The sequence below is a fragment of the Planotetraspora thailandica genome (genome assembly GCF_016863335.1).
Classification (GTDB): domain Bacteria; phylum Actinomycetota; class Actinomycetes; order Streptosporangiales; family Streptosporangiaceae; genus Planotetraspora; species Planotetraspora thailandica.
In genome coordinates, this window is record NZ_BOOR01000060.1 from 80,991 (window position 1) to 87,431 (window position 6,441).

Here is a 6,441-nt window from a genome sequence, read left to right on the forward strand (position 1 = left end):
TGTCAGCACACCATTTCACCGATCGAAGAAGGAAGAGTCCCGTGTCCGAGTCTCCGCTCCCGGTCGATGGCTCCCGCGATGAGTGGGAGTCCGAGCCGGACGAGGCCGTAGAAGCCGTAGAAGAAGTCAGCGACGAGGTCGCCGACTCCGACGGTGTCGACGGTGACGCCGACTCGACCGAGGCCGTCGCGCAGGTCGACGAGGACGGCGACATCCTGCCGGACGTCGACCCGATCGAGGAGTTCAAGCGTCAGCTCCGCGGCCAGTTCGGCGAGTGGTACGTCATCCACTCCTACGCCGGCTACGAGAACCGCGTGAAGCAGAACATCGAGAGCCGCACCGGGTCCCTCAACATGGAGGACTTCATCTTCCAGGTCGAGGTGCCGACCCACACGATCACCGAGTTCAAGGGCGGCAAGAAGACTCCGATCAAGGAGCGTGTCCTTCCCGGCTACGTGCTCGTCCGCATGGACCTGACCGACGAGTCGTGGGCCGCGGTCCGCAACACGCCCGGGGTGACCGGTTTCGTGGGCCTGTCCAACAAGCCCAGCCCGCTCAACCTCGACGAGGTCGCCAAGCTGCTCGCGCCCGAGCCGAGCGAGGAAGTCAAGAAGGCGACCTCCAAGGCCGCGGCCGCGACAGTCGACTTCGAGGTCGGCGAGTCCGTCACCGTCATGGACGGGCCGTTCGCGACGCTGCCGGCGACGGTCAGCGAGATCAGCGCCGAATCGCAGAAGCTGAAGGTGCTTGTCTCGATCTTCGGCCGGGAGACCCCGGTCGAGCTGTCGTTCAACCAGGTCTCGAAGATCTGAGCACGTCACATAGACTCTCTAGTCGTCCTCACGCGCACAACGGGAAGCCGGTCGACGAACCGGCTTTCCGTGCGCTGTGAGGTGTTGTAGGACAAAGGACCCGGAGAAGGACAGATGCCTCCTAAGAAGAAAGTCGCGGCCCTGGTGAAGGTCCAGCTTCCCGCTGGCCAGGCCACCCCCGCGCCGCCCGTCGGTACCGCCCTCGGTCCCCACGGCGTCAACATCATGGAATTCGTCAAGCAGTACAACGCGGCGACGGAGGCTCAGCGGGGCAACATCATCCCCGTCGAGATCACCATCTTCGAAGACCGCACCTTCACCTTCGTCACGAAGACGCCGCCGGCGCCCGAGCTGATCAAGAAGGCCGCCGGCCTGCAGAAGGGCAGCGCGGTCCCGCACAAGGACAAGGTGGGCAAGCTCACCAAGGACCAGCTGCGTCAGATCGCCGAGACGAAGATGCAGGACCTCAACGCCAACGACATCGAGGCGGCCGAGAAGATCATCGCCGGCACCGCGCGCTCGATGGGCATCACCATCGGCGACTGACCCACGGCGGCCGCTTCGCCAGAGGCGAGGCAAATCAAACCGTGAGGGTCGCGGCGAGGGGCTGGACTGAGGAGCGTGCGGGAGCGGAGCGACCAAGCGTGACGAGGGAAGCTCTCGCCTGGAGGCGACCCGAACAGCCTCGCGAAGCGAGGCAAATCAGACACAGTGGAAGGGCCGTGCGCCGGCCCGCACCACGAACTCCATGAGGAGCTGTAATGAAGCGCAGCAAGAGCTGGAAGAACGCGGCGGCGCAGGTCGACCGCGACGCCCTGTACAACCCGCTGGACGGCGTCCGGCTGGCCAAGCAGACCGCCACCACCAAGTTCGACGCCACCGTCGAGGTCGCCCTGCGTCTGGGTGTCGACCCGCGTAAGGCGGACCAGATGGTCCGTGGCACCGTCAACCTCCCGCACGGCACCGGCAAGACCGCCCGGGTCCTGGTCTTCGCCACCGGTGACCGTGCCGAGGAGGCCCGCGCCGCGGGCGCCGACATCGTGGGCTCCGACGAGCTGATCGACGAGGTGGCCAAGGGCCGTCTCGACTTCGACGCGGTCGTCGCCACGCCGGACCTGATGGGCAAGGTCGGCCGTCTGGGCCGTGTGCTCGGCCCGCGTGGTCTGATGCCGAACCCGAAGACCGGCACCGTGACGCCCGCCGTCGGCAAGGCCGTCACGGACATCAAGGGCGGAAAGATCGAGTTCCGGGTCGACCGGCACGCGAACCTTCACTTCATCATCGGCAAGGCGTCGTTCGACGAGCGTCAGCTCGTGGAGAACTACGCGGCCGCTCTCGACGAGGTGCTGCGTCTCAAGCCGTCGGCAGCCAAGGGTCGTTACCTCAAGAAGGTCACGTTCACCACGTCGATGGGCCCGGGCATCCCGGTCGACCCGAACGAGACGCGGGCGCTGACCGCCGAGATCGACGCCTGATCAATCTGATCCGGGCCTCTTCCCGGCCTTGATCAACAATTTTGGAGAAACCTCCGCCCGTCCGGGCGGAGGTTTCTCGCTTTCTGTGGATCTTCCGTACGGGTGTGTCTGCTGTGTTCGTACGGCCGGGTGCATGTTCATGCGGCAGGCCGTGTGATCAGGTCGTTCCTCGGATTCCTTATTACAGCTTTATTGCGACCCCCATCGTTTAACGGAGAAAACGTCCTGTTTGTACCGTTTGAGGGCTGGTTATATGTCGGTTGTTTCCGATAAATCAGCGCGCGCGGGGTCCCGCGGGCATAGGGTCGGGGAGCACCTATTGGGGGAATGAAAGGAAAATACGGATGCGCCGATTCCTGGTGGCCGCCGGAGTGGCGGTCGCGATCACGGCGGCGGGGTGCGGCAGCACCACCGCGAACAACACCCCGGCCCTGGACAAGGTCAAGCTGTCGGCGGCCGAGGTCCTGCAGCAGACGGCGCAGAAGGCCGAGAAGGTCACGTCCTACACGGCGGACATCGCCATGGACATGGCCAGTCCCACGGGCGACTCGGGGAACATCCAGGGCAGCATGCGCGCGCAGACCAGCCCGAAGCTCGCGATGGACATGACCCTCGACAAGATCTCCAGCGGCGGCCAGGACATCCCGGGCGGCATGCGGATGATCCTCAACGGCGACGTCGCCTACTTGAAGATGGACATGCTCAAGCAGCTCATGGGCGGCGACAAGGCATGGATCAAGCTCGACCTCAAGAAGCTCGGCGCCCAGTCCGGGCTGAACATGGACGAGCTCCTCGGCCAGGCGAACCAGATGGACATGCGGACCAACATCGCCATGCTGACGGCCTCCAAGGACGTCAAGCAGGTCGGCAGTGAGAAGGTCGGCGGTGTCGACACCACGCACTTCGCGGGCAGCTACCCCCTGGACGCGGCGCTCAAGCAGCTGCCCGCCAAGACCCAGGAGCAGCTCAAGGGCCAGCTCAAGGGCATGAAGGACATGAAGTTCGACGTCTGGATCGACGGCGAGGGCCTGCCCCGCAAGATGGTGATCAAGAGCGACGCGGGCGGGCAGGGCACCGTCGACATCACCATGACCTTCAAGTCGTTCAACGAGAAGCTGGAGATCACTGCTCCGCCGGCCAGCCAGATCGCTGAGATGCCGACCAACGTGCCTCTCGGCTGATTTGGCGTCCTGTGGATTGACACGTATCCTGTCTTCTGCCAAAGACCGCCGGTCGTCGCCGGGCTGTTTCGTAGCACGGCGACCGAAGGCTCCGCGTGAGCGGACGACCCGCGTAGGTGTGAAGAGAGCTTAGGGACGTGTCACGTCCCCCAAGCCCCGTGCGCCTGCGCCGGGGCTTGTTCGTTTCTCCGGGTCTTCGCCGGCGGCACATCTGGAAGGAGGCCCATGGCGAAGGCGGACAAGAGCGGTGCGGTTGCCGAACTCAAGAGTGAGTTCGAAGGCTCCAGCGCCGCCGTTCTGACCGAATACCGCGGTCTCACCGTCGCCCAGCTCAAGGAGCTGCGCGTTTCTCTCGGTGGGCATGCGAAGTTCGCCGTGGCGAAGAACACGCTGACCAGGATCGCGGCCAACGGCGCCGGGATCACCGCCCTGGACGACCTGCTCAAGGGTCCGACCGCCATCGCCTTCGTGAAGGGCGATGTCGTCGAGGCGGCCAAGGGTCTGCGTGAATTCGCCAAGGCCAACCCCCTCCTGGTGATCAAGGGCGGCGTCGTCGACGGCAAGTCGATGACCCCCTCGGAGATCACGAAGCTTGCCGACCTCGAGTCCCGTGAGGTTCTCCTCGCGAAGCTGGCCGGTGCGCTGAAGGCCAAGCAGTCCCAGGCTGCCGCCACCTTCGCCGCGCTGCCCACGACCATGGCTCGGCTCGCCGAGGCTCTGCGCGCCAAGCGCGAAGAGACGGGCGAGTAGGTCCCGCGCAAGCGGGCGGGGGACGCGCACCGCGGTCCCTTTTCATCGTTTTTAGCTAGATCCACTGGAGGAACACCATGGCGAAGCTCAGCACCGACGAGCTGCTCGACACCTTCAAGGAGATGACCCTCCTTGAGCTCTCCGACTTCGTGAAGCTCTTCGAGGAGACCTTCGACGTCAAGGCCGCCGCCCCGGTCGCCGTCGCCGCCGCGGGTGCGCCCGGCGCCCCCGCCGCCGCTGAGGAGGCCGAGGAGCAGGACGAGTTCGAGGTCATCCTCGAGGCCGCCGGCGACAAGAAGATCCAGGTCATCAAGGAGATCCGCGCTCTGACCAGCCTGGGCCTCAAGGAGGCCAAGGACCTGGTCGACGGCGCTCCGAAGCCGGTCTTCGACGGCAAGGTCAACAAGGAGCAGGCCGAGAAGGCGAAGGCCGCCCTCGAGGGTGCCGGCGCCAGCGTCACCGTCAAGTAACACCTCGCCGGAAGGGCGGGTCCACCCAGGTGCCGGGTGTACCCGCCCTTTCGCATGTCCGGGCCCGGCCGTACGGGATCCAGACCCTATGGGCAGGCACGGCCTGGTGATCTATGTTGCGGGATAGGATCCGGCGTCCGGCGACATGATCGGGGGTGGGCCGCATGTGGCGCACGCTGATCGTCTCCTTCGTGGTCGCCGCCGCACTGGCCGCGGCGGCCGTACGGCTGGGCGAGGCACGTGACGCGGCGCAGGTGCTCCAGGACGCCGGACGAGTAGCCACTCGTGCGGCCGCGGCGCACGCGGTCAGCCTGTTGTCGATCGACCACAGGACCATCGAGGCCGACATGAAGCGGGTCGAGGCGACCTCCACGGGCGAGCAGCGTGAGGAGTTCATCCGGGGCGAGCCGGCGCTGCGTCAGGCGACGCTCGACAACAAGGTCGTCCAGACGGGGGCGTTGCGGGCGACCGGGCTGGAATCCATGTCCGCCGACCGGACGTCGGCCGAGGTGTTGATCGCGGCGGACGCGGTGATCCACTGGGAAGATGGCAGGAAGGCCGCTCCCGAGGAGCGCTTCTTCCGCTGGCGCATGGAGGTCAGCAAGGTCGGCGGCATCTGGCTGGTCTCCCGGTCGGAGCTCGTGCAGTGAGACGCCTGCTCCTGGTCCTCCTGGTCCTCCTGGCGGGGGCGTCCGTGGTCTTCGCCGTGACGGCCTGCCGTACGTATCTGGACCTGAGAAGGGTCGAGGCGGCCGACGCGGCGTCAGCGTCGGCTCTGGCGGCCGCCCGGACCATGGCGCCTGATCTTTTGTCGTACGACTACCGTACGATCGATCAGGATCTTCGGCGGGCGCGGGATCGCGCGACGGGGGCGCTGGCGCGACGCTACGGCGAGCTGGCGGCGACGCTCCCGGAGGAGGCCCGGCGCCGCCGGCTGGTCCAGCAGGCTGTGGTGGCGGCGGCGGGCGTCGAGAGCGCGACCCCGGAGGAGGTGCGGGTGCTGGTGTTCGTCAACATGATCAGGAGCGGCGCCGGCGCCGAGGGTGAAGATCCGGAGCAGCAGGTGAGCCAGGGCAGGGCCCGCCTCGTGCTGGTGACGGACGGCGATGGCTGGCGGGCGGCCGACCTGTCGACGCTGCTGGGGGACACGCCCGCCCGCTGAGGCGGTTTATTCAATTGTTCGCAAAGGTTGTGTTTAGGACGCACTTAACGGGGAAGACCCTTTGGCACGGCAACGTCGATCATCGGTCAGCGTTGGCTCGTGCGTGTGACGGAACGTTACCTCGACCGGCTCTCGGGTAGGGAGAGGTTCCGATGGAGTTCGCGCGCCGAACGGATGGGAAACACCCAGCGTGGTGCCCGTCAGTTAGGCGAAATGTGGGCTCTCGGGCTTGACGTTTCGGCCTGGACGGGTGATGCTGCCACCAACGTGGAGCGCAGAGCGAGAGCGGAGTGGACAGGTGTATGCCTATCGGCTACACTGCCCCTTTGCGCTGCCCTTTGACGACCGTCTCTCTGAGTAATGCTTAGTCTCTGGTCGTCTGGCGTGCGTGTAGTCAGTCCGCGAGCCCTCGGAAGGACATCTGTTGGCAGCCTCGCGCAACGCCTCCGCCGTACCCGCCGGCCCCCGTACCGTGTCTTTTGCACGTATCGATGAGCCGCTCGAAGTCCCCGACCTTCTCGCCTTGCAGACCGAGTCCTTTGACTGGCTGCTCGGCAACGAGAAATGGAAGGGCCGGGTCGAGGCGGCTCG

At 66.1% G+C, this 6,441-nt stretch carries 8 protein-coding genes; all 8 read left to right on the forward strand.

All coding sequences use genetic code 11. The features are described 5' to 3' along the window. Positions 1-41 precede the first annotated feature (41 nt). The 8 genes from nusG (at position 42) to Pth03_RS32495 (ending at position 5,850) form a co-directional block, all read left to right on the forward strand. Positions 42-812 (forward strand): transcription termination/antitermination protein NusG, encoded by a 771-nt coding sequence (nusG, locus tag Pth03_RS32460; RefSeq protein WP_203948261.1) that lies wholly within the window; start codon positions 42-44, stop codon positions 810-812. Positions 813-926: 114 nt separating this feature from the next. After that, positions 927-1,358, forward strand: coding sequence for a 50S ribosomal protein L11 (rplK, locus tag Pth03_RS32465; protein WP_203948262.1), 432 nt, complete (start codon positions 927-929; stop codon positions 1,356-1,358). Positions 1,359-1,573: 215 nt separating this feature from the next. Further along, positions 1,574-2,287: a 50S ribosomal protein L1 gene (gene rplA / locus Pth03_RS32470; protein ID WP_203948263.1), complete on the forward strand. Its 714-nt coding sequence runs from the start codon at positions 1,574-1,576 to the stop codon at positions 2,285-2,287. A gap of 344 nt (positions 2,288-2,631) precedes the next feature. Beyond that, positions 2,632-3,468 (forward strand): SCO4651 family lipoprotein, encoded by an 837-nt coding sequence (locus Pth03_RS32475; RefSeq protein WP_203948264.1) that lies wholly within the window; start codon positions 2,632-2,634, stop codon positions 3,466-3,468. Positions 3,469-3,693: 225 nt separating this feature from the next. Beyond that, positions 3,694-4,218: a 50S ribosomal protein L10 gene (rplJ, locus tag Pth03_RS32480; RefSeq protein WP_203948265.1), complete on the forward strand. Its 525-nt coding sequence runs from the start codon at positions 3,694-3,696 to the stop codon at positions 4,216-4,218. 77 nt (positions 4,219-4,295) lie between these two features. Further along, positions 4,296-4,688 (forward strand): 50S ribosomal protein L7/L12, encoded by a 393-nt coding sequence (rplL, locus tag Pth03_RS32485; protein ID WP_203948266.1) that lies wholly within the window; start codon positions 4,296-4,298, stop codon positions 4,686-4,688. Between the two features lie 164 nt (positions 4,689-4,852). Then, positions 4,853-5,338 (forward strand): Rv1363c family protein, encoded by a 486-nt coding sequence (locus Pth03_RS32490; protein WP_203948267.1) that lies wholly within the window; start codon positions 4,853-4,855, stop codon positions 5,336-5,338. After that, on the forward strand, positions 5,335-5,850 hold the full coding sequence (locus tag Pth03_RS32495; RefSeq protein ID WP_203948268.1) for an Rv1363c family protein: 516 nt from the start codon (positions 5,335-5,337) through the stop codon (positions 5,848-5,850). The genes Pth03_RS32490 and Pth03_RS32495 overlap by 4 nt, the downstream gene beginning before the upstream one ends. Positions 5,851-6,441 lie beyond the last annotated feature (591 nt).

What these genes read in the sequence shown, in the direction of transcription:
- Pth03_RS32490 (WP_203948267.1), top strand. Translation starts at nt 4,853, where the DNA reads ATGTGGCGCACGCTGATCGTCTCCTTCGTGGTCGCCGCCGCACTGGCC.
- rplL (WP_203948266.1), top strand. Translation starts at nt 4,296, where the DNA reads ATGGCGAAGCTCAGCACCGACGAGCTGCTCGACACCTTCAAGGAGATG.
- rplK (WP_203948262.1), top strand. Translation starts at nt 927, where the DNA reads ATGCCTCCTAAGAAGAAAGTCGCGGCCCTGGTGAAGGTCCAGCTTCCC.
- rplA (WP_203948263.1), top strand. Translation starts at nt 1,574, where the DNA reads ATGAAGCGCAGCAAGAGCTGGAAGAACGCGGCGGCGCAGGTCGACCGC.
- rplJ (WP_203948265.1), top strand. Translation starts at nt 3,694, where the DNA reads ATGGCGAAGGCGGACAAGAGCGGTGCGGTTGCCGAACTCAAGAGTGAG.
- Pth03_RS32475 (WP_203948264.1), top strand. Translation starts at nt 2,632, where the DNA reads ATGCGCCGATTCCTGGTGGCCGCCGGAGTGGCGGTCGCGATCACGGCG.